Annotated in this window: 18 protein-coding genes and 1 pseudogene; 7 read left to right on the top strand and 12 right to left on the bottom strand. The window is 69.0% G+C overall.

Annotation, left to right across the window (positions count from 1 at the left end):
- On the top strand, positions 1–553 hold a 553-nt coding region (locus BLR21_RS38925), incomplete at its 5' end, for a discoidin domain-containing protein (protein WP_143028075.1).
- Positions 554–704: 151 nt separating this feature from the next.
- Here the strand turns inward: BLR21_RS38925 and BLR21_RS44485 are convergent.
- From BLR21_RS44485 to BLR21_RS38910, 3 genes are read right to left on the bottom strand one after another with little or no spacing between them, the layout of a single operon-like run.
- On the bottom strand, positions 705–980 hold the full coding sequence (locus BLR21_RS44485) for a hypothetical protein (RefSeq protein WP_176929999.1): 276 nt from the start codon (positions 978–980) through the stop codon (positions 705–707).
- A gap of 31 nt (positions 981–1,011) precedes the next feature.
- Positions 1,012–1,800 carry an HAD-IIA family hydrolase gene (locus tag BLR21_RS38915; protein ID WP_256335218.1) on the bottom strand — a complete coding sequence of 263 codons (789 nt, stop codon included), beginning with the start codon at positions 1,798–1,800 and terminating at the stop codon, positions 1,012–1,014.
- A gap of 4 nt (positions 1,801–1,804) precedes the next feature.
- A complete protein-coding gene (locus BLR21_RS38910) occupies positions 1,805–2,251 on the bottom strand; it encodes a MarR family winged helix-turn-helix transcriptional regulator (RefSeq protein ID WP_090014833.1) in 447 nt (148 codons plus the stop codon).
- A gap of 115 nt (positions 2,252–2,366) precedes the next feature.
- Between BLR21_RS38910 and moaA the strand changes: the two genes are divergently transcribed.
- A complete protein-coding gene (gene moaA, locus BLR21_RS38905; protein ID WP_420843936.1) occupies positions 2,367–3,425 on the top strand; it encodes a GTP 3',8-cyclase MoaA in 1,059 nt (352 codons plus the stop codon).
- On the top strand, positions 3,422–3,685 hold the full coding sequence (locus BLR21_RS38900; RefSeq protein WP_090014830.1) for a MoaD/ThiS family protein: 264 nt from the start codon (positions 3,422–3,424) through the stop codon (positions 3,683–3,685). The genes moaA and BLR21_RS38900 overlap by 4 nt, the downstream gene beginning before the upstream one ends.
- Here the strand turns inward: BLR21_RS38900 and BLR21_RS38895 are convergent.
- Positions 3,649–6,033 (bottom strand): tetratricopeptide repeat protein, encoded by a 2,385-nt coding sequence (locus tag BLR21_RS38895; RefSeq protein ID WP_090014828.1) that lies wholly within the window; start codon positions 6,031–6,033, stop codon positions 3,649–3,651. The two genes, BLR21_RS38900 and BLR21_RS38895, sit on opposite strands and share 37 nt — an antisense overlap.
- 494 nt (positions 6,034–6,527) lie before the next feature.
- Between BLR21_RS38895 and BLR21_RS38890 the strand changes: the two genes are divergently transcribed.
- The gene (locus BLR21_RS38890; protein ID WP_090014826.1) at positions 6,528–7,175 is read left to right on the top strand and encodes a transglycosylase family protein; all 648 of its coding nucleotides are present in this window, start codon (positions 6,528–6,530) and stop codon (positions 7,173–7,175) included.
- 401 nt (positions 7,176–7,576) lie between these two features.
- On the opposite strand, the pseudogene BLR21_RS44480 reads toward BLR21_RS38890, so the two are convergent.
- The 4 genes and pseudogenes from BLR21_RS44480 to BLR21_RS38865 all read right to left on the bottom strand — a co-directional run bounded on the left by BLR21_RS44480 (position 7,577) and on the right by BLR21_RS38865 (position 10,663).
- Positions 7,577–8,469: pseudogene (locus BLR21_RS44480) on the bottom strand (molybdenum cofactor biosynthesis protein MoaE).
- Positions 8,466–8,939 (bottom strand): cyclic pyranopterin monophosphate synthase MoaC, encoded by a 474-nt coding sequence (moaC, locus tag BLR21_RS38875; RefSeq protein WP_030480669.1) that lies wholly within the window; start codon positions 8,937–8,939, stop codon positions 8,466–8,468. The pseudogene BLR21_RS44480 and the gene moaC overlap by 4 nt, the downstream one beginning before the upstream one ends.
- Positions 8,940–8,987: 48 nt before the next feature.
- Positions 8,988–10,370 (bottom strand): NAD-dependent malic enzyme, encoded by a 1,383-nt coding sequence (locus BLR21_RS38870; protein ID WP_030480668.1) that lies wholly within the window; start codon positions 10,368–10,370, stop codon positions 8,988–8,990.
- A 107-nt stretch (positions 10,371–10,477) separates the two neighbouring features.
- Positions 10,478–10,663 (bottom strand): hypothetical protein, encoded by a 186-nt coding sequence (locus tag BLR21_RS38865; protein ID WP_030480667.1) that lies wholly within the window; start codon positions 10,661–10,663, stop codon positions 10,478–10,480.
- A gap of 86 nt (positions 10,664–10,749) precedes the next feature.
- On the opposite strand from BLR21_RS38865, the gene BLR21_RS38860 reads away from it, so the two are divergent.
- Both BLR21_RS38860 and BLR21_RS42960 read left to right on the top strand, forming a co-directional pair.
- The gene (locus tag BLR21_RS38860; protein ID WP_090014822.1) at positions 10,750–13,002 is read left to right on the top strand and encodes a helicase-associated domain-containing protein; all 2,253 of its coding nucleotides are present in this window, start codon (positions 10,750–10,752) and stop codon (positions 13,000–13,002) included.
- A 120-nt stretch (positions 13,003–13,122) separates the two neighbouring features.
- Positions 13,123–13,404 (top strand): hypothetical protein, encoded by a 282-nt coding sequence (locus BLR21_RS42960; protein WP_090014821.1) that lies wholly within the window; start codon positions 13,123–13,125, stop codon positions 13,402–13,404.
- A gap of 149 nt (positions 13,405–13,553) precedes the next feature.
- Here BLR21_RS42960 and BLR21_RS38850 read toward each other — a convergent pair whose 3' ends face one another.
- From BLR21_RS38850 to BLR21_RS38835, 4 genes are all read right to left on the bottom strand, one after another.
- Positions 13,554–14,159, bottom strand: coding sequence for a GTP-binding protein (locus BLR21_RS38850; RefSeq protein WP_030480664.1), 606 nt, complete (start codon positions 14,157–14,159; stop codon positions 13,554–13,556).
- Positions 14,140–14,724, bottom strand: a complete 585-nt coding sequence (locus BLR21_RS38845) for a DUF742 domain-containing protein (protein ID WP_256335216.1) — start codon at positions 14,722–14,724, stop codon at positions 14,140–14,142. The genes BLR21_RS38850 and BLR21_RS38845 overlap by 20 nt, the downstream gene beginning before the upstream one ends.
- A 216-nt stretch (positions 14,725–14,940) precedes the next feature.
- Entirely contained in the window at positions 14,941–15,360 is a 420-nt protein-coding gene (locus BLR21_RS38840) for a roadblock/LC7 domain-containing protein (RefSeq protein WP_030470879.1), read from the bottom strand.
- Entirely contained in the window at positions 15,357–18,689 is a 3,333-nt protein-coding gene (locus BLR21_RS38835) for a sensor histidine kinase (RefSeq protein ID WP_256335215.1), read from the bottom strand. The genes BLR21_RS38840 and BLR21_RS38835 overlap by 4 nt, the downstream gene beginning before the upstream one ends.
- Before the next feature lie 484 nt (positions 18,690–19,173).
- Between BLR21_RS38835 and BLR21_RS38830 the strand changes: the two genes are divergently transcribed.
- The gene (locus BLR21_RS38830) at positions 19,174–20,151 is read left to right on the top strand and encodes an ABC transporter substrate-binding protein (RefSeq protein ID WP_090014818.1); all 978 of its coding nucleotides are present in this window, start codon (positions 19,174–19,176) and stop codon (positions 20,149–20,151) included.
- Positions 20,152–20,188: the final 37 nt, after the last annotated feature.

Below are 20,188 nucleotides of genomic sequence, written 5' to 3'. Positions count from 1 at the left end.
GAAGTCCGGTCGCTACCTGAAGGTCACCGGCACCAGCCTCAGCACGGACGACAACGGGCACTACCGCATGCAGTTCGCCGAGATCGAGGCCTACGGCGCGAGCTTGGCCACCGGCAAGACCGTGTCCTCGGCCAGCTCGATCGAAGCGCCGCCAGGGTGGGGTCGTCGCAACGCCACCGACGGGATCCGTGTCAACACCGGCAACGACACCTCCGGGTGGACGAGCGGTAGCGGGCCCGCGGACCGCAGCGAGTCGGTCACCGTCGATCTCGCCGCACCGACCGCGGTCAACCGGGTGGACCTGCTGCCCAGGGCCGACCAGCTTGACGGCCGTTCCGGCTTCCCGTCCGCCGTCACCATCGAGGTGTCCGGTGACGGTCAGACCTGGACCACGGTGGCAACCGGAGCGGGCATCGCGACTCCCGGGCAACCTGGCCGGTCGTTCCCGATCCCGACCTCGACAACCCGCTACCTCAAGATCACCGGGACCGGGTTCGGCGCGGACGCCTTCGGCGACTACTACCTGCAGTTCGGTGAGATCGAAGCCTGGTGACCGAGTGGCCAGGGCAGTCGCCCTGGCCACTCTTCTTGCTCAGTAGGCGGGGCACCGGGAGCATGTCCCGGTGCCCCGCCTTCGTCCGTCCACGGGACTTGCCCGTCTCAGGCAGTCGAGGCCGAGTATTGGGCGCCGTCCGGCACGTAAGTCAGCCGGACGCGGCCGGACAGGCCGTCGCGGAAGCTGCGCACGTCCGCAGGGGGCCGATCCGGTGCTCGCGGCCGTACCCGAACCGGACGATCCGGCGGCGGCGTTGACCGGACTCGGTCGTGCGCGGGCCAAGGCGGGCGCCGGACTGGCCGAGACGTTGCTGGACCTCGCCGCGGTGCACTCGGTGCTCAACGAGCCGCACCGCGCTCGGGCGCTGAACCCCTGGAACCCGGACGCCAAGGACCACGCCGACACGCTCCTCTGCGCACCTCACGTGCTCACCTCGACGAAGAGGCGCCTGATCGTCAGCCGGACCACTCGCCGAACGGGTCCGCGGAGTGACCGACGAGCTCCGCGATCGACTTCAGCACGCGCGTCGGCCGGTACGGGAACATCTCGGCGGACTCCGCGGTGAAGACCCCGGACAGCACGAGGATGGTCGACAGGCCCGCTTCCAGGCCTGACCGCACGTCGGTGTCCATCCGGTCGCCGATCATCAGCGCCTGCTCGGAGTGCGAGCCCAGGGTGCGCAGGGCCGAGCGCATCATCAGCGGGTTGGGCTTGCCGACGTAGTAGGGCTCACGGCCGGTGGCGCGCTCGATCAACGCCGCCACGGCGCCGGTCGCGGGCAGCGAACCCTCGCGGGACGGGCCGGTGGCGTCCGGGTTGGTCGCGATGAACTTCGCGCCCTCCTCGACCAGGCGGATGGCCTTGGTGATCGCGGTGAAGCTGTACGTGCGGGTCTCGCCGAGCACGACGTAGTCCGGGTCGCGGTCGGTCAGCACGTAGCCGATCTCGTGCAGCGCCGTGGTGAGGCCGGCCTCGCCGATGACGAACGCCGAGCCGTTCGGGCGCTGCGAGTCGAGGAACTTCGCCGTGGCCAGCGCCGAGGTCCAGATGGACTTCTCCGGGATGTCGAGGCCCGTGCGTTGCAGGCGTGCGCGCAGGTCCCGTGGCGTGTAGATGGAGTTGTTCGTGAGCACGAGGAACGGGGTCTCCGACGCCCGCAGCTCCGCGACGAACTCGTCCGCTCCCGGGATCAGGTGCTCCTCGTGCACGAGGACGCCGTCCATGTCCATCAAGTAGTGCCACATGGGCCTAAGTATCGATCACGCGCCTGCGAAACGTCTCGGTCTGGAGCTTGAGATAACGCTCGATCACCTGAAGTTCGTCGTCGTCGAAGTGGCCGAGAACCTCGACGAGGCTGTCGCGGGCCTTCTCGAACGGCGCGCCGAGCTTGTCCAGGTCACCGGGCGTGACCTCGACCAGGACCTTGCGGCGGTCATGGGGATCACGGACACGACGGACATATCCGGCACGCTCGAGGCGATCGATCACGCCCGTGACGGCACCGGTGGAGAGACCGGACAGGTCGGCGATCCGGCCCGCGGTGAGCGGTCCGTCCGCCCGCATGGCGAGATCGAGGCACTTCTCGTCTGTCGCGGACAGGCCCATCTGCTCGGCGACCCGAGCGTGGAACATGACGGTGAGCGCGCTCTGCTCCCGCATGTACCAGGTGAACCTCTCCAGCACCTCGGGTTCCATGCCAAACATCTTAGCCGCTAAGACATTTGATTGTCAGAGTGCTCCAAATGGGCGGAACGTGAGAAACCTCGTTTGTGGAGTCACCTACAAGGAGTTGTTCATTAAGCTGAACAAGGTGACAGCAGTGGAGTTGGGACTACCCATCGTGCGGGGCACGCCGGACGCGTCCGCACGTCCGGACACGCCGCTGCTCGTCGACAGGTTCGGGCGGGTGGCGAAGGACCTCCGGGTCTCGCTGACCGACCGGTGCAACCTGCGCTGCACCTACTGCATGCCCGCCGAGGGCCTCGACTGGTTGCAGAAGGACGAGCTGCTCACCGACGCCGAACTGATCCGGCTCATGCGCATCGCCGTGGTCGACCTGGGCGTCTCGGACATCAGGTTCACCGGCGGCGAGCCGTTGCTGCGGCGGGGCCTGGAGCAGGTCATCGCCGCGACGGCCGAACTCGAACCGCGTCCGCGCATGTCGATGACCTCGAACGGCATCGGGCTCTCGCGGCGCGCGCAGTCGTTGAAGGACGCCGGCCTGAACCGGATCAACGTCTCGCTCGACACCCTCGATCCGGACAGGTTCGCGACGCTGACCAGGCGCGACCGCATCACGGACGTGCTGGACGGCCTCGACGCCGCCCGCGCGGCCGGGCTGGAGCCGGTGAAGGTCAACTCCGTGCTGATGCGCGGACTGAACGAGGACGAGGCCGTCCCGCTGCTGCGGTTCTGCGTCGAGAACGGCTACCAGCTGCGGTTCATCGAACAGATGCCGCTCGATGCGCAGCACGGCTGGACGCGCACGAACATGGTCACGGCCGATGAGATCCTCACGATGCTCTCGACCGCGTTCACCCTGACCCCGTCGGAGGTCCCGCGCGGCGGTGCGCCGGCCGAACGCTGGCTGGTCGACGGCGGCCCCGCGGTCGTCGGCGTGATCGCGTCGGTGACCAGGCCGTTCTGCGCCGCCTGCGACCGCACCCGGCTCACCTCGGACGGCCAGATCCGCAACTGCCTGTTCAGCCAGGGCGAGACCGACCTGCGCACGCTGCTGCGCGACGGCTCCCCCGACGCCGCGATCGCCGACGCCTGGCGTGCCACGATGTGGGCCAAGGCGGCCGGTCACGGCATCAACGACGCGGGCTTCTCGCAGCCCGACCGCCCCATGAGCTCCATCGGAGGATGACAGTGACGGCCGTGAAGATCCGCTACTTCGCAGGTGCGCGGGCCGCGGCCGGGGTGGCCGACGAGGACCTGCAGCTAGACGCCTCCGAACCCACCGTGGCGCTCGTGGTCAGCACCATCGGCGAACGGCACGGCTCGAAGCTCGGCAAGGTCCTCGCCGCGTCGAGCTTCCTGCTGGACGGCGTCGCCGTGCGCGACACGTCGGTGCGCGTGCCCGCCGGTTCTCAGCTGGACGTGCTGCCGCCGTTCGCGGGCGGCTGAGCGAGGATCTCCTCCGCTCGCGCCACCACGGCGCCCTGCTCGCGTGCCTTCGCGAGTTCCAGCGCCTCCCGCACGAGTGTCGCGTCATCGGTCGCCTCGGCCAGCGCGAGCACGGCCTTGGACTCCAGCAGCAGGTCACCGCTGTCCCGCACGTCCCGCAGCAGCTCCGTGGCAAGCGCCGGATCGTGCCTTGCGAGCTTCAGCTGCGCCTTACGGCGTCCGAGCGGGAAGTTGATCCGGTTCGCCAGTTCGATCGCGGTGTCCAGTTCGTCCAGCACGATCAACGCCTCGACCTCGACCCGTACCTCGTCGATCTTCCGTGCCAACTCGAGCCCCCGCGACGCCAAGGTCCTGGCCTTCTCGTGGTCACCGGCCAGGCCGGCCACCTCGGCCATGTTGATCAGCACGTTCGGCCTGGCTTCAGCCGAGATGGCCTGTTGGTAGCCGGTCCAGGCGGCCTCCAGGTGGCGCCGCGCCCGGTCGTACTCACCCAGGTCCGTGTGGACGACTCCGAGGTTCTCGTGGGCGACGGCGGTCTTGATCAGGAACCCGTGCTCCTCCGACAGCCGCACGGCCTCCTCGAAATACTCGATCGCCTTGCGCAGTTCGCCGCGGACACCGTGGACGGTGCCCAGGTTGGACAGCACGGTCAGGTAGAGGGGCGGGTGGCCCAGCGACACGCGCCGCGCCGCCTCCATGTCCGCGAGTGCACCGTTGAGGTCGTGGATGTCGCGCTTGACCAGCCCCATGTTGTTGAGCAGCGTGCCCTTCATGAGGTCCGAAGTGGCCAGCTCGGCTGCCGCGCCGTACGACTCCAAGGCTTGGGAGTAGGCGCCCAGCCTCCAGTGGAGGTGTCCGAGACCGTTGAGCATCGCGGTTTCGCGAACCCGGTCACCCGCCGCGCGCGCCGACGTGAGGCCCGCGACAAGCATCGTGCCTTGGTCTGTCCGGTAGCCGCAGTAGTTGAGGTAGCCGCGCAACGCGTCGGCGAGATGGGACGCGAACGGATGCGGCGCAACCTGCACCACTGCCACGAGCACGGCGCGTCTCGCGTCGAGCCACGCCCGCGCCTCGGCGGTGGTCGTGAAGGTGCGCCCTTCGAGGACGAGCGGCAACGGGTCCAGCCGGGTGACCGCTGGGGCGACGAGCTCTGCGGCGTGGCACGCGGTGCCCAAGTAGAACGACGTCAGCCGGAGCAGCGCGGGCGGTCCCTCGGAGCCCACCAGTTCGGAGGCGAAGAGCCGGATCAGGTCGTGCGCCTGGAACCGTTCTCCGGCCTCCTGCACGAGTCCGGACCGCACCAGCACCCGAACCAGCCACTCGCCGTCCTCAGTGGACAGATCACCGAGCACGAGCGCGTCCGGCAGGTCGAAGTCCGCGCCGGGGTGCGCGCCGAGCAAGCGAAACAGCCGTTGAGCGGCGCTCGGTAAAGCCTTGTAGGACAACGCGAACGCCGCCCGCACCGCCGCGTCGCCCTCGATCTCCAGCGCGTCCAGCCTGCCGTCGCCGCGCAGGTCGGCGAGGTAGTCCGGCAGGTGACGGTCGGCGAGGTGCGCGCCCGCGATGCGCAGCGCCAGCGGCAGGTTCGCGCACAACCTGATCAGCTCGGCGCGGTCGTCCACCGTGCCGTCGATCTTCAACCGGTCGAGCAACGCGCCGGCCTCGTCGTCGGCCAGCACGGCGAGTCTGGTCTGGCCGGGAAGCTCGTTGCGGCTGGTCACGATGGCCTTGCAGCCCTCGACGTCCGGCACGAGCGGGCTCAGCTCGGTGGCGTTGTCGAGCAGCACGAGCACGCGCCGGCCCTGCAGCTTCGCCCGGTAGAGCTCGACCTGCTCGTCCAAGTCCACGGGGATGTTCGCGGGCGGCACGCCGAGCGCGCGCAGGAACCGGCCGAGCGCCTGCTCGACGGTGACCGCCGGTCCCGTCGCGAACCCGCGCAGGTCGACGTGCAGCTGGCCGTCGGGAAACCGGTCGCGGACGCGGTGGGCGAGCCGGACCGCGAGCGCCGTCTTGCCGACGCCGGGAGGCCCGGTGATCGCGAGCACCGGCGAGTCCGTTGAACACAGCGCGGCGAGCTCTTCCTCGCGGCCGACGAAGTCCGGCAGGTCCGCGGGCAGCTGAGCAGGACCTGGCCTGCGCACGACGAGCCGGTAGCCGGACGCGTCGGTGACGATCTCGTCGTCGACGGACTGCCGCAGCCTGCGCACGAGGCTGCGCAACGCGGGCAGCGGTCCCGCCGGTGGTTCGTCGCCCCAGACCGCGCGGACGAGATCGCCGAACAGCACCGGCTGGCCGGCCTTCGCGAGCAACGCGCCGTGCAGCGTCTCCAGACGTGACTCCCTGCCCATCACGACATCATCGGGCAGTGGTCGCCTCGCGGAGTTCGCGGTCCGGGAGATGGCATTCGGCGCCCCGCCGGCAGAGCCCGCGCGATCTTCCCGCCGGCCACCGCTCGACCGTGAACGGCCGCCTCCGACGGCTCGACACGCGTGAGCCACGCCTCACTTTCCGTAATAGATCTCGGTCGATCTCGGAATGGAAACGGACCGATAACGACGCCTTTGAGCTGCGGTTTTGTAGGCTCCCCACAACGTTCCAAACCGTTACTGTGATGTGCATCACAGCTCGAAACATTTGGTGAGCGGGTCGGCGGTTACGTACGGTCGCTCCTCGGCTGGCCCGAACCAGTCACGAGCACCATCCGGAGGACCGAACACCGAACCCAGTCCGAGGGTTCTCCGGCACATACCCCGAGCGAGAGAAACCGCCGGACTGGGACGCAGGAACGCACCGGGCCCCGAACCCGAGTTCCTGGCCGCAGGTGAGGTGGACCGAGAGGCACATGGCTTTCAACCGAGGCAACAAGGGCAAGCAGAGTTCCGCCGCTCGCACTATCGCCAAGGTCGCGGCTGTCGGCATCATCGCCGGCGCCCCTCTGGGCCTGGCCGTTGGCACCGCCAACGCCGCCCCCGGAATGGACTGGGACGCACTCGCGCAGTGCGAGGCCAGTGGCAACTGGGCCGCCAACACCGGCAACGGCTACTACGGCGGTCTGCAGTTCACGCAGAGCACCTGGAACGCGAACGGCGGCCAGGGCAACCCGGCCAACGCCTCCCGCGCGGAGCAGATCCGCGTCGCGGAGAACGTCCTCCGCACCCAGGGCTCCGGCGCGTGGCCGTCCTGCAGCGCCCGTCTGGGCGCCTACGTGGGCAAGAGCGCCCCGGCCCCGCAGCAGAAGGCGCAGCCCCAGCAGCGTAAGGCAGCCACGCCGCAGCAGCGCCAGGCGCCGGTGCAGCAGGCACCGGTCGTGCAGCTCGCTGGCTCGAAGACGAACCCGAACGGCAACTACGAGATCAAGGCAGGCGACACCCTGTCCAAGATCGCGGACGCCAACAAGGTCGCCGGCGGCTACCAGGCCATCGTGGAGAAGAACAAGGACTTCCTCACGAACCCGGACCTCATCTTCCCGGGCCACAAGATCCTGATCTGAGCCTCTCCAGGCTCGGACCGATCTGATCGGCCGCACCATCGCCGGCCCGTGGACGTGGGCTGACACAGGACCAGGGATCTCACCGTTACCCCCCGACGGTGAGGTCCCTGCCTGCATTTCCCGGGTCAGGCGGTCGCTGGAACCGACACGAGCAACCGCAAGGCGACCCCTCCGCTGGAACAGGAACCAGCCACCGCAACCCGACCCGCGCGGTGCCACCAGGCACCCGCCAACGCAAGGCGACCACGTACGAGTCCTGGCGTGGCGATGCGAAGCGAGCCGGCTGAACCTAGGGCGCCGGGTAGCGGTTCGGGCCTCTCAACGCGACTGAACGTCCGGAACGCGACCCACCCCGCTGGAACAGCAACCACCCGCCCGCAACAAGACCCGCACGTCAGAGCTCAGGGACAGTTGACCCACTCGTCCTCGCCGCCGGCAAATACCTGCCTCTTCCAAACAGGCAACCGAGCCTTGACCTCGTCCACCAGGTCAGCACAAAGGGAAAACGCTTCCCCCCGATGCTCGGCGGCCACCGCACAGGCCAACGCCACATCACCGATCTTCAACGGCCCGACCCGGTGCGACACAGCGATCCCGTGCACCCCGGAGTACTTGGCAGCCAAGGCGGAAACCACCTCGGCCACGACATCCGAAGCCGACGGGTGCGAGTGGTACTCCAGCTCCAGCACCGCCCGCCCGCCATCGTGATCCCGCACGACGCCGGAGAAGGTGACGACAGCACCGGCCCGGTCAGACCCGACCAGGGCCGCGTGCTCCTCCACCGACAACGGTTCCTCGGTCACGACGGCCCGCAGCACCACGCTCATTTGTGGTCACCTCCACGCAGTTGGTCGAGCGCATGCTCCAGCACGCTCGACAACACCTCCAGCCCGTCCCGCACGCCGCCGGTCGACCCGGGCAGGTTCACGATCAACGTCCGCCCGGCGACCCCGGCGACGCCACGCGACAGCACGGACCCCGGCACGCGCGGCCAGCCTGACATGCGAATCACATCGGCCAGGCCCGGCACCTCGTAGTCCAGCACCGCGCGAGTCGCCTCGGGGGTCCGGTCGGTCGGGTTGATGCCGGTACCGCCGGTCGTCAGCACCAGATCAGCGCCACCACCGACGGCAGAGACCAAAGCCTCGCGCACCGGATCACCGTCCGGCACGACGACCGGCGCGGACACCGAGAACTCGCGCGACTCAAGCCACTCGACGATCAGAGGTCCGCTGCGATCGGCGTAGACCCCGGCTGCGGCACGGTTGGACGCGGTGATCACCACCGCCTTCACGGGCGTTCCCACAGGCCGGACTTGCCGCCTTCCTTGCGCTCCACCCGCACCGCGTCCAGCGACGCCGCGGGATCGACCGACTTCACCATGTCGTGGAGCGTCAGGCCGGCCACGGAGACCGCGGTCAGGGCCTCCATCTCCACGCCCGTGCGGTCGGTGGTGCGGACGGTGGCGGTGATCAGCACGGCGGTCGGTGCCAGCGCCAGGTCCACCACCACCGACGACAACGAGATCGGGTGGCACAACGGCACGAGTTCCCAGGTGCGCTTCGCGGCCATGATGCCCGCGATCCGGGCCGTCGCCAGGGCGTCGCCCTTGGGCAGGCCGTCTGCGCCCAGCAACTCAACCACTTCGGCGGTCGTGTGCAGGACCCCGGTGGCCACGGCGGTCCGGGTGGTCTGCTCCTTGCCGGAGACGTCGACCATCCGGGCCGCGCCTTGGGAGTCCAGGTGGGTGAACTGCTTGGTCATACGGCGATCGTATGCCTGGCCCGCTGAAACGGCCCGTGCCGAAAATCCCTAAGAAGTCGCGGCCTTGCGCACCGCTTCGGCCACGGCCGGAGCAACGGTGCTGTCGAAGACCGACGGCACGATGAACGACGCGTTGAGGCGGTCGCCGTCCACCACGTCTGCGATGGCCTGCGCGGCGGCCAGCAGCATCGCGTCCGTGATGGTGCGGGCGTGCGCGTCCAGCAGGCCGCGGAAGACGCCGGGGAACGCCAGCACGTTGTTGATCTGGTTCGGGAAGTCCGAACGGCCGGTGGCGACGACGGCGGCGTGCTGCTGGGCCTCCATCGGGTCGATCTCCGGGTCCGGGTTGGCCAGCGCGAACACGATGGCGTCCTTGGCCATCGTCGCGACCTGTGCGGCGCCGAAGAGGTTCGGGGCCGAGACGCCGATGAACACGTCCGAGCCGACCAGCGCGTCGTGCAGGCGGCCGGACTGGTTGTCCTTGTTCGTGGAAGCCGCGATGGACTTCAGGTTCGCGTCCAGGCCGGGGCGGTCGCGGTGCACGATGCCGTCGACGTCCACGGCGATGATGTCGCCGGGCTCCTGGGCCTGCAGCAGACGGATGATCGCGGAACCGGCGGCACCGACGCCGCAGACCGTGAGCCGGCAGTTCTTGATGTCCTTGCCGACCACGCGCAGGGCGTTGCGCAGGGCGGCGACGACGACGATCGCGGTGCCGTGCTGGTCGTCGTGGAACACCGGGATGTCGAGCTTCTCGCGCAGGCGGGCCTCGATCTCGAAGCAGCGCGGCGCGGAGATGTCCTCGAGGTTGATGCCGCCGTACACGGGAGCGATGAGCTCGACCGCGCGGATGATCTCCTCGGTGTCCTGGGTGTCCAGGCAGACCGGCCAGGCGTCGACGCCGGCGAACTTCTTGAACAGCGCGGCCTTGCCCTCCATCACCGGCAGGGCGGCGGCGGGGCCGAGGTTGCCGAGGCCGAGCACGGCCGAACCGTCGGTGACGACGGCGACGGTGTTGCGCTTGATGGTCAGGCGGCGCGCGTCGTCCGGGTTCTTGGCGATGGCCTCGCACACGCGGGCGACACCCGGCGTGTACGCACGGGAGAGGTCGTCACGGTTGCGCAGCGGCACCTTGGACGCGATCTCGATCTTGCCGCCGAGGTGCACGAGGAACGTGCGGTCCGACACCTTGCGGACGACGATGCCGGGCAGCGTCTCCAGCGTGTCGGTGATGTCCTTGGCGTGGTTCGCGGACAGCGCGTTGCACGTGAGGTCGATGACGACGCGGTCGTTGTGCGACTCGACGACGTCGAACGCCGTGATCACACCGCCGGCGCGGCCGACGGCCGAAGTGAGGTCACCCGCGGCGCTCGCTGACGGCGGCGCCTCCAGACGAACGGTGATCGAGTAACCAGGGCCGGGGACCGGCATCGTCGTCCTCCCACGAAGTACAGCTCAAGCGGGAAACGAGCCTATCCCCGGGCCCTTTGCGGTACTCACCCGACTCGGCGAGTCTTAAGACCGGCCTGACAATCCACTCAGGACTTGTTGATCTCGGTCACCGGGTGCCTGTACGGGAGGTCCTCCGACGGCAGCGGGAACGTCACCGTGCCGAACGGCGAGAGCGCACCCTGCAGGTCACTGGTCAGTTCGGTGACGGGATGGCTGCCGTCCGCACCCTCCGGCCAGTGCGGGTCGACCCGTCCCGGGCGTCCTTTCGCCACGTGCTCCTCCTCGGTGGTGCCTGCTGACGGGCACAAGTGTGACAGAGCACGATGTCATCTCCAGCGACCCATATACCGTGGTGAGAATGTCCGGCATCACACTCGCCGACTGGCTGCGCGCCCAGGACGACGTTGCTCTCGTCGCGCTGCTGCGCGCGCGCCCCGATCTGGCAACGCCCCCACCTGCCGATATGTCCGTGCTCGCGACACGGGTCGGCACCAGGGCGTCGATCGCGCGCGCCTGCGAGGACCTCGACACCTTCACGCTGGCCGTGCTCGAGGCCCTGGTCGTACAGGGTGCGGACGCCGGGCCCGTGGCGTTGCCCACACTCGCGCAGATCCTCGGGCCGGACGTGAAGCTTAGGCCGCTCAAGCAGGCGGTCGCGAGGCTGAGGTCCCTCGCGCTCACCTGGGGCGACGACGACGCGCTGTCGGTCCCTCCCCTCACGCGCGAGGCGTTCGGCCCGTATCCGGGTGGCCTGGGCCGCGGGACCGGGCAGACCTACGACCTCAGCGGCGTCACCGAGGGCGAGCAGCGGGTCCTGCGGAAGCTCGCCGCCGGACCGCCCATCGGCGACACCAAGGACGCCTCCCGCGTCGTGCCGCTCGAGAAGGCCGAGACGCCCGTGCAACGGCTGCTCGCCCGCGGCCTGCTGCTGCGACGCGACCCCGGCACGGTCGAACTGCCGCGGGAGATCGCCCTGGAACTGCGCGGCGACCGCCCCCTCGGCCCGATCCAGGTCACCGAGCCGAAGCCGAGGACCACCGCGCTCCAGCAGCGCAGCGTCGACGCGACCGGCGCGGGTGAGGCCCTGGAACTCGTCCGGCACGTCGAGAACCTCATCGCGAGCTGGTCGGCCGAACCGGCGCCGGTGCTGCGGTCGGGCGGTCTGGGCGTCCGCGAGCTGCGCAAGGTCGTCAAGGACCTCGACGTCGACGAACGCCGCGCCGCACTGCTGATCGAGCTCGTGGTCGGCGCGGACCTGGCCGCGAACACCGAGGCCGCGGAACCCGAGTGGGTGCCGACGACCAAGGCCGACGTCTGGCTCGCCGCGACCACCGAGGTCCGCTGGGCCACGCTCGCGCACGCCTGGCTCGACCTGCCCCGACTGCCCGCTCTGGTCGGCCGCCGCGACGAGAAGGACAAGCTCTTCAACCCGCTCGCGGACGAGATCCGCCGTGCCCAGGCCCCGCGTGACCGGCGGTGGATCCTGGAGGCGCTCGGCGCGTTCCCCAAGGGCACCGCGATGGCGACCCCCGCGGACCTGGCCGCCGTGCTGGGCTGGCGCGCACCGCGCCGGGGCGGCAGGCAACGCGACGAGCTGGTGCGCTGGACGGTCGAGGAGGGCACCGCGGTCGGCGTGCTCGCCCTCGGTGCGATCACCAGCGCGGGCCGCGTGCTGCTCGACGAGGGTCCTGGCCACGCCGCGAAGTCCCTCGGTGACGCCCTGCCCGCGCCGCTCGACCACGTGCTGCTGCAGGCCGACCTCACCGTCATCGCTCCCGGCCGCCTCGAACCGGAGCTCGCGGACGAGCTGGCACTGGTCGCGAACGTCGAGTCGGCCGGCGGCGCCACGGTCTACCGGATCAGCGAGGCCACCGTCCGGCGCGCCTTCGACGCCGGACGCACTGCCGACGAGCTGCAGGAACTCTTCAGGACCCGCTCGCGCACGCCCGTCCCGCAGTCGCTGAGCTACCTGATCGACGACGCCGCGCGCCGCCACGGCAGGCTGCGCGGCGGGGCGGCGAGCTCGTTCCTGCGCTGCGACGACCCGGTGCTGATCAGCGAGGTCCTCGCGCACCCCGAGGCCGGGCGGCTGGAGCTGCGCCGGATCGCCCCGACCGTGCTCGTCAGCCCGTTGCCGCTGGCGGACGTGCTGGACGGGCTGCGCTCGGCCGGGTTCGCCCCGGCTGCGGAGGGCCCGGACGGCCAGGTCCTCGACCTGCGGCCGGGCGGCCGCCGGACCACGCCGAGACAGCGCAGTGCTCGCAAACCGGTGTCACCCGCCGTGCCCGCCGACGACCGCCTGGGTGAACTCGTCCGGCTGGTCCGGGCCGGTGATCGTGCGGCTTCGACACCACGGGGTGAACGGATCTCCGTTCCGGGGCACCTCGGCGCCGGTCCGTCCGCCACCCTGTCGTTGCTCCAGCAGGCCGCGCGGGCGCGCCGCAGCGTGCTCGTCGGGTTCGTCGACTCCCACGGCACGGCGGCACAGCGGGTGATCGAGCCGCACGTCGTCGGGGGTGGCGTGCTGGAGGGTTACGACCACAGCTACGGAGAGGTGCTCAGGTTCCCTCTTCATCGCATCACGTCCGCTGCATTGGTGGACGAGGCCTGACGGCCGGTCATCCCCCGTTAGGGAAGGCGGGCCACCCTTACGTGGGCGTTGCGCGACCTAGCGTCGATTGATGTGGACGTACCCGAGACACGTCCACATCGACTTAGGAGGATTCCCGCAATGGTCAGCACCCGGCCGGCGCTCAAAGTCGCCGCCACCTTCACAGCCCTGGCGTTCGCCTTGCTGTTCTCGTCCGGCACAGCGGCGGCCGCCCCCAAGACCGATGACATCGGCATCGGCCTCGGCGTCGGGATCAGCACCGGACACCACTGGAACCACTGGCACGACTGGGACGACTGTCACGACTGGGACGACGACTGGGATGACCACTGGCACCACGGTCATCACGGTCTGCTCGACGGCATCAACATCGGCATCGGTGTCGGCCTGCACATCGGCTGACAGCGACAGCGGCGAAGAACGGCGAAGGGACGACCGCCTGGACGGACAACCGAGCTGAATCAGACCGCAACGACGAGGCGAGCGCCGTCCCCGAAGGTGGCGCTCGCCTCGTTCAGTTGTGTGTGCGGTCGTACTCCGGCGGAAGGAGTTCAGCCCGCGCGGACGGACATCCACTGGCGCATCGCGTGCTCCACCAGCGTGATGAGCGTCTGCTTCGTCGACTGCCGGTTCCGCGCGTCGCACGTCACGATCGGCACCGACTCGTCGATCGTCAGCGCTTCGCGCACGTCCTCGATGCGGTGGTGCAGGAGGCCGTCGAAACAGTTGACGCCCACGACGTACGGCAGCTGCCGGTCGTCGAAGAAGTCGATCGAGGCGAACGCGTCGGCCAGGCGGCGGGTGTCGACCAGCACGATGGCACCGATGGCGCCGCGTACCAGGTCGTCCCACATGAACCAGAACCGGTGCTGACCCGGTGTACCGAAGAGGTACAGGATCAGGTCGCTGTCGAGCGACACACGGCCGAAGTCCATCGCGACGGTCGTGGTGACCTTGTTGGGCGTGGCGGAGAGGTCGTCCACCCCCGCGCTGGCCTCGGTCATCACCGCCTCGGTGGTCAACGGGACGATCTCGGACACCGAGCCGACGAACGTCGTTTTGCCCACACCGAAGCCACCCGCCACCACGATCTTGGCAGACGTCGTCGGCTTCCGTGCGCCCTCGGCGCCCTGGGGACTAGAGCTTGCGAAGCCCACTGAGCACCCTCTCCAGGAATTCCATGGAAGGCCGGTCCCCCACGACCAGACCGCCCTGGTGAATCAAAACCAAACCCATGCTTGCCATGTCGCCGATCAACACCCGCACGACGCCAAGTGGCAAGCGTAGGAGTGCCGCGACCTCGGCCACCGACCGCGTGTCCACACACAGCCCGCAGATCGACCTGTGCTCGGGAAGTACTGCGGCATCCCGTTCGAGGCCCTTTTCGCTGGTCGAAATCAGCGCCTCGATAGCAAGGTCGTAGTCGGGTCGTGTGCGTCCACCGGTGCGTGTGTAAGGCCGCACCAGTGAACCCGATTCCGCAGAAGCATTCTCCTCCGGACGCACTTGAGGCTGCGCACCGGTGCTGTACGCCGGTTGGCCGCCAGTGCTGTAGACCGGATGCGGACCGGTTGTGTACGGCAGTTGCTCCGGCACCGCCTCCGGCATCACGTGCTGGCCGAAGAGGTCCGCGCCGGGGCCACCGAACAGCCCGGAGCCGTACCCGTCTATGTCGAACCGGTTCGGCACGTCGTCGTACGGATACGACGACGAGTCGTCCACCTCACGCTGAGACATATCGCCTAGCCCTTGCCCTGTAACCCGCTCATCGTGGGGCGCGTCCTCGGTTTCCTCTGGTTCTTGGGGTATCGCGTCAGGCTCGTCGAACTGGAACCCACCAGAAGCCCACTCCTGGTAGTTGAAGTTCCTACCGAAGCCCCGGCCTCTAGCGCCAGATCTACCAGCCATTTGTTCTCACCCCTGAACTTCAGATGAGGTCTAGCGACGGACCACACCCTGAAGCTGCGCGCGCAGCTCAGGGGTGAGTTGTTGACCGACTCTCTCCACCAACAGCGTCATCTCGTAGGCCACGAGGCCGATGTCGCAGTTGGGTGCCGCCAGGACGGCAAGGCAAGAACCGTCACTGATCGACATGAGGAACAGGTACCCCCGCTCCATCTCGACGACCGTCTGGTTGACCCCGCCTGCTTCGAAGCAGCGGGCAGCACCCTGGGTGAGGCTGACCAGTCCGGACGCGACCGCGGAAAGCTGCTCTGCACGGTCCCGGGGCAGGCCCTGGGATCCCGCGAGCAACAGCCCGTCCGCGGACACCACAACGGAATGTGCCACTCCGGGCACCCTCCGCACGAAGTCGGTGATAAGCCAACCAAAGCTGCCTGGCTGCGCTGCGGTCGTCACTCCTGCTCCTCGTTCTGCCGGCTCGACTGGTCACCAGCGTATGCCTCGATCAATGCGTGCCGGCCTCGCTTGACACCACTCTGCAGGCTCGACATCCGTCCGCGCACCGCGTCAGCGGTACGGGGCGGCAGCGGCGGGCGCTGTGCTGTCTGCGACAGGGACTGCTGCTTGGGTGCTGCAGATCCTGGCACGAGCTGAGCCTTCGGTGTCCGTTTCGGCAATCCTGCCGTGGTCTTCGTCTCCGGCGTCTTGTTCAACAACGCCTGAGCCGCGTGCCATCCCTCATCGGCAGGCGATTGCCAGGCCGACTCGGAAGTAGGTGCCGCCGCTGGAGTCTCCTCCACAACGGGCTCGGGTTCCACAACTCGCTCCTGCTCGGCGGGTGCGGGTACTTCCTCGGCCGCCGGCTGGACCTTCGAGCGCGGCGTGCGCACCGGAAGACCAGCGGCCGACGTGGTGGGTGCCACCGCCGGTACAGGCTTGCGGGATCGGGTCGGCAGCTCCGGTTCCGGCCCGTCCGAGAGCGGCGGGACGGTCGGCGGTTCGTCGATGTACTCGACCGAGCGCTTGCCGGTCCCGCCGAGCCTCGACTCGACGTGTCCGTTGGTGACGGCCGGTACATCGTCCTCGGCGGCCGCAGGGACCGGCTGAGCGGCCGATGCGGACGTCTCGCTGCCCACGGCCTGGAACCACTGCGACAGGACGGCCTCGTAGATCGGGAGGCGTTCGGTCGGGGCGTCCAGGTCGTGCTCGATCTTCTTGCGCGAGGCTTCCGAGGTCCCGTTGCGGTGACCCATCCCGATGTCGAGACGACCCTCGTCGGCCGAGGCACGCGAGAAGCCGTTGGACGAGACGGGCTCGTCCTCGATCGGCGGGATCGGCACGAACTGGGTGGTCTCGTAGCCGGGCTCGAAGGAGATCTCGCCGGCCTCTTCGTTGCGGTCCTCGTAGGCCGTGAAGAGGGTGGATTCGAACGAACCCTCCGGTTCGACCGCCGCGAGCTGGTCGCGGCGCCACCGCTCGGACGGCGTCACGTCCTCGATCGGCGGGTCGCTGTACACGGGGATCGCCGTCGCGCCCGCACCGGTGTCCGTGATCGAGCTGGGCACGAAGTTGACCGGGATGCCCGGGTTGCTCGGGCTCGACTCGTCGATCCGCGGTGTGAAGCCCGTGGTACCGGTGGCACCGCCGAAGGCGCCGGCGATGCCGCTGGCCCTGACCGCGGTGGTGCCGATCTCCGTCGTGTGCTCGGCCGGCGGCATCGCCGGTGCCGACGCGGACGGCGACATGCCGAACGCGGAGGCCAGCGAACCGGAGCCGGACGGCGGGGTCGAGACCGGTGCCTGGCCGGGGATCGCGGTGAGCGTCTCCGGCACGATCACCAGTGCCGTCGTGCCGCCCTCGATGTCCTCGTTGCCGCGCAGGCGGACCTTGATGTCGTGGCGCTTGGCGAGCCGCGCGACCACGTACAGGCCCATTCGGCGGGAGACGGCGACGTCGACGTCCGGCGGGTCGGCCAGCCGGTCGTTGGCGTCGATGATCTCCTGCTCGCCCATGCCCACGCCGCGGTCCTGGATCTCGATCGCCAGCTCGCCCTTGCGGGTCTTGGCCGTGCGAACGGTGACCTTGGTGACCGGGTCGGAGAACGCCGTGGCGTTGTCCAGCAGCTCGGCGATGAGGTGCACGAGGTCGTTGACCGCGCGGCCCTGGACCGTGAGGTCCGGGGTCTGGCCGACCTGCACGCGGGCGTACTGCTCGACCTCGGAGACCGCGGCGCCGAGGACCTCGGCGGCCGGAACGGGCCGGGTCAGGCGGCGCGACAGGTCCGTACCCGAGAGGACCAGCAGGTTCTCCGAGTTGCGGCGCATGCGGGTCGCGAGGTGGTCGAGCTCGAACAGCGAGGCCAGCTGGTCCGGGTCCTGCTCGTCCTGCTCCAGCCGGTCGATCAGGTTCAGCTGGCGCTCGACCAGGGCCTGCGACCTGCGGGACAGGTTGACGAACATCGCGTTGACGTTGTCACGCAGGAGGGCCTGCTGGGCGGCCAGTCGCACCGCTTCACCGTGCACCGCGTCGAACGCGCGCGCCACTTGGCCGATCTCTTCCCGCGTGTGCACCGGCACCGGCTCGACGGCGGTCTTGGCCGCGTCCTCCGGGTTGGCGTCCGCGAGGATCCGCTCGACCGCGTCGGGAAGACCGTGGTCGGCGACGTCGAGGGCGGTGCGGCGCAGGATGCGCAGCGGGTTGAGGATCGAGCGGGCGACGAACAGCGCCATCAGCAACGCGAGCGCGAGGATCGCGAGGACGATGCCGGACTCGACGTACGCCCTGGTCCGGGTCTCGCCGGCCAGCACGTCGGTCTTGGTCTGCAGCTGCTCGACCAGCAGGTTCTCGACGTCACGGGTCAGGTTGACCGTCAGCGTGGCGGCGATGTCCCACTTCTCGGGCGTGACCTGCGTGAAGTCCTTCTGGCCCGCCTGCTGGTTGATCGCCGATTCCTGCATGTCGTTCGCGTTGTCGACGATGAGGCCGGTGACGGTGTCGTCGTAGATCTTGGCCTGCTCGGGCGTCGCGGACTTGCGGAAGTCGTTGCGGGCCGCTTCGAGCTCGGCGTCCGCTGCCTGCAGGGACCGCAGCTGGGACGGCGTGAACGCCTTGCGCTGGAAGACGTCCAGGAGGATCGCCCGCTTGAGCGACTCCTGCTCCTTGATGCGCGCGATGGCGTTCGTGGTCAGGTGCAGTCGCACCAGTTCCGGGTCGTTGATCTCGGAGATCGTCTGCTCACCGAGCCCGAGGAGCGTCTCGATGGACTCCGAGTAGGTGCGCTGGACGGCCTCGGCGGGGTACTGCGTGTCGCGCACCGAGTTGCGGAGGCTGTTCAGGCGGTCGAGCTGCTTGGCCGCGACCTGGAAGCGCTCGACGGCAGCCGAGTTCAGGTCGGAGCTGAGTTCGGCGATCTTGTTGCTGAACGCCTCGCTGGTGTCGTTCACGCGGCGCAGCTGCCGTTCGAGAACGACCCTGTCGACCTTCTTGTTCGACGCGACGTAGCTGACCGACAGGTCGCGTTCGCGCTGCAGCTGCTGCACCAGGTCCGCGACCGCGGTCTCGAGGCGGATCTGGTTCGCGAGGTTGTTGAACTCCGTCGCGGCCTGGAGGTCGCTGCGGACTCGCAGACCACCCAGGGCGAGCGCACAGACCGTCGGGATGAGCAGAACGGCGAGCAGCTTCGTGCGCAACCGCCAGTTACGCAGGCGCCATCCCGCGGATCGGGCAGATCCCGAACCGGGCCCGGCACCGCCGTCGTGCTTCACCGGGTCCGGTGTCACGCTCATCGGTCCGTTACCCAGCGCAGCCAGTCCGTCACCCGATTCGGGCCTTTCGGAGCGTGTGGTGTCACCCACGCCAAACTGGCTGGGACCTCTCTCACGTCGGGCCACTCTGGGCTTCCTCTTCCAGCAGCAGTGTCCCGGTCTCTCCCCAGGACCGAGCATGGACTCGTCAAACGGGCCGAATTGCAGCACAGGGGTCGTTCGCCCGGTGAGGCGCCCTACCCCGTCTGAAGACACGTAGGTCTACTACGACCTGTGCCACCCGAGCCGGAAGGGTAATGGTCACCCCACCTCCGGGGGAAGTCTCCAGAAGCACTCACCGTATCGAGATGGGGTGTCGTTTCATACGTTCAGGTGGTTAACATCCCCGGATGTCGGCACACCCCACGTCCGTCCGAACTCGCAGTTGGGACTGCGGACGCCCTGGTCTGTGGCGACACTCACTGATCAATTCGAAGCTACCCAAGCCCTACCGGCGAGAGGTGCCATGGCTACCCGAGCCACAGCTCTGCGGCTTGCTGCAGTGCTCATCACGTGTGTTCTGACCGCGAGCTGCGGCCTGTTCGGAAGTTCGTCGAACGGCGGCAACGCGGACGTGGAGCGCAATGTCATCCGCATCGGCGTGCTGCCCGTCGTCGACGTGGCCCCGTTGCGGATCGCGCTGACCGAGAAGCTGTTCGAGAAGGCCGGTCTGCAGGTCAACCTGGTCACCCAGCCCAGCGAGGCAGAGGCCATCAAGCAGCTGGACACCACGCTCGACCTCACGTGGGCGACACACGTCAGCCTCTTCCGCGCGGTCGCCGAGGGCACCGAGCTGCAGCTGCAGGGCGAGGCCTACCAGGCCGGCCCGAACTCGATGGCGCTGGTCGCGGACGCGCGGTCGGACTACGACGACCCCGGCAAGAAGGCCCAGCCGACGATCGCCGTGAACAGCGAGACCGACATCGGCGCGCTGACCACGCGTGCCGTGCTGGACACCGCCGCGGTCGAGAAGCAGAAGATCAAGTTCAGGCCGATGGCGTACGCCGACATGGAGGCCGCGCTCACGGCCGGGCAGGTCGACGCGGCGTTCATGATCGAGCCCTTCATCACGAAGGCGCAGCGCAAGATCGGCGCGAAGATCGTCACCGACACCGCCCGCGGCCCGACACTGGACTTCCCGATGTCCGGCTACGCGTCGTCGAAGAAGTTCGCCGAGGCGAACCCGAAGACGATGAAGGTGTTCCGGGAAGTGCTGCGCGAGGCGCAGCAGCGCGCGCAGGCCAACAAGCTGGCCGTGCAGGACTCGCTGACCAGCTACGCGGACGTCGACGCGGCGACCGCGGCCCTCGTGTCGGTCGGCACGTTCCCGCTGTCGCTGAACCCGATCCGGCTCCAGCGCGTCGCCGACATGATGGACACCGAGGACGTGCTGTCCGGGCGTCTGGACGTGCAGCAGCTACTGCCGCCTGGCACGACCAACTAGTTGCTTCGTGGCATGAGAAATGGCGGACCGGCGAACC

The sequence above is a fragment of the Lentzea albidocapillata subsp. violacea genome (assembly GCF_900100275.1).
GTDB classification, from domain to species: domain Bacteria; phylum Actinomycetota; class Actinomycetes; order Mycobacteriales; family Pseudonocardiaceae; genus Lentzea; species Lentzea violacea.
The sequence above is the reverse complement of the archived record's forward strand: the minus strand, read 5'-3'. Positions and strand labels throughout refer to the sequence as shown.